We start from the raw sequence: 1,584 nt of genomic DNA on the forward strand, positions 1-1,584 counted from the left end.
TGTGGTGTTGATAAACAAACAGTTGCCTACTGGGAAAGCCAGGTGTATCTTTCAGACATGAACCGCCGTACGCTCCTCTGTAGAGTTCTCTCTATTCCTCCTGCTTTGCTTGGCCTCAGCTGGAGAAGTTTGCTCGATGAGAGCGAGACAGCACAATACATCAAAGACTTCGAATCCTTCTCTGAGTTTCTTGCAGAGAGTTGTTATGGCCTCTACGAAGATCTCTTAGCTGCTGCCCATACTGCTCCCGATAAATATACCCCCAAGGCAGTGTATCGATTCTTAATGCATCAGAGAGAACTTGAGACAATAGTTGAACGTGCCCCTGCTCATGAGAGATCTCGGTGGATCGCACTGCTCAGTCAATACTATCAGCATACGGCCTTTATTGCTCAGCATCACTGCCAGGATGAGAGAGCGCTTTCGTATATCAACCAGGGATTAGAGACAGCGGGGTTAGTGACACCTCGTGATCAGGCACTCATCGCGCTTGCCTTCTACAAGCGTGCACGTCTCCATACCATTCAACAAAAATATCAGCACGCCAAGGAGGATATTGAAGCCGCATTATCACTGACTGAGCAGACGAATCGACCTGTACGCGGCGCCTGTTATCTGCTCGCCTCAGAGATTCATGCCTTCTATGCGGAGGGAGATGAGCAGTTGAAGCATCAGTGCCGACGCTGGCACGATTGGGCAACCAATCTCTTGTATAAAGGACGAGTTGAAGAGGACAACTCCTTCCTGTGGTTTAATCTCTATGCTGTCCATCATGAACGAGCGAAGGTGCTGATGCGCTTCGCCTTTGCCCACATTACTGATCGCGATCTGGTCTCCCTGAAGGACCCTTACCGTCGAGCCAATAGCCGATTGATGGGAGAGGCAAAAAATGAGCTTGATCTCGCCTTGCGGAATTTGGAAGAGCAACTTCCTCACCAGTCAGCGCGGGTAGATTACGCCCTCACAGAAGCCCGCTTCTACCTGCTTCAAAAGGAAGTCGAGCAGAGTGCCAGATCGCTATGGACGCTCTTACAGTAGCTCTGCGCATCCATTCTCATCGAGGACTCAAGCACGTTGCAGCCTTGCATGCCCTGCTCAACGAGATAGCACCTAAGAACCCCTATGTTCGCCGTCTAGAAGTCCTGCTTCATGAGGCCGGTCATCCCCCATGCTGGGACTGCTGGCAGCGATCATTTTCTGGTGGCCAGCGGTCCCAGTGACAGGAGGATGTTCCGTGGCAAGGCGCTGCTCGGCTAGAGTGCATGGTGATGGAAAGCCTCTGCGATCTTAAATTTATGCTCTGCCCCTGCTACAATACCTTTCTCCCGTATCCACTGCAGGATGTCTTTTCGGCTCGTTTGGCTTGCATGGCATCGCAGAGCTGCAGCCTTCTGCTCGACCACGGTGCCAATATCCACCCAATGGTTCGGGCGATCGGTCGCAAAGTAATAGATCTGGCGCACCGCATGCGGAGTGATGCCGTCCTGGAGCTGCTCTGGGTAATACCAGAGGCCCCGTGCACACGCAATTGCATCCACAGTACAGATCCCGACCGCTCGGTGATCAGGGTGGACCTCATCCTTT

At 52.3% G+C, this 1,584-nt stretch carries 2 protein-coding genes; one reads left to right on the plus strand and one right to left on the minus strand.

What is annotated here, in order from left to right; translation table 11 throughout:
* A partial coding sequence (locus ACFMO7_RS02535) for a hypothetical protein (protein WP_376793960.1) occupies positions 1-1,038 on the plus strand: 1,038 nt, incomplete at its 5' end.
* Between the two features lie 215 nt (positions 1,039-1,253).
* Here ACFMO7_RS02535 and ACFMO7_RS02540 read toward each other — a convergent pair.
* Positions 1,254-1,584 (minus strand): PIG-L deacetylase family protein (locus ACFMO7_RS02540; protein ID WP_376793961.1); only part of this gene is annotated, 331 nt, incomplete at its 5' end.

Source organism: Thermogemmatispora sp. (genome assembly GCF_042408735.1).
GTDB lineage: Bacteria > Chloroflexota > Ktedonobacteria > Ktedonobacterales > Ktedonobacteraceae > Thermogemmatispora.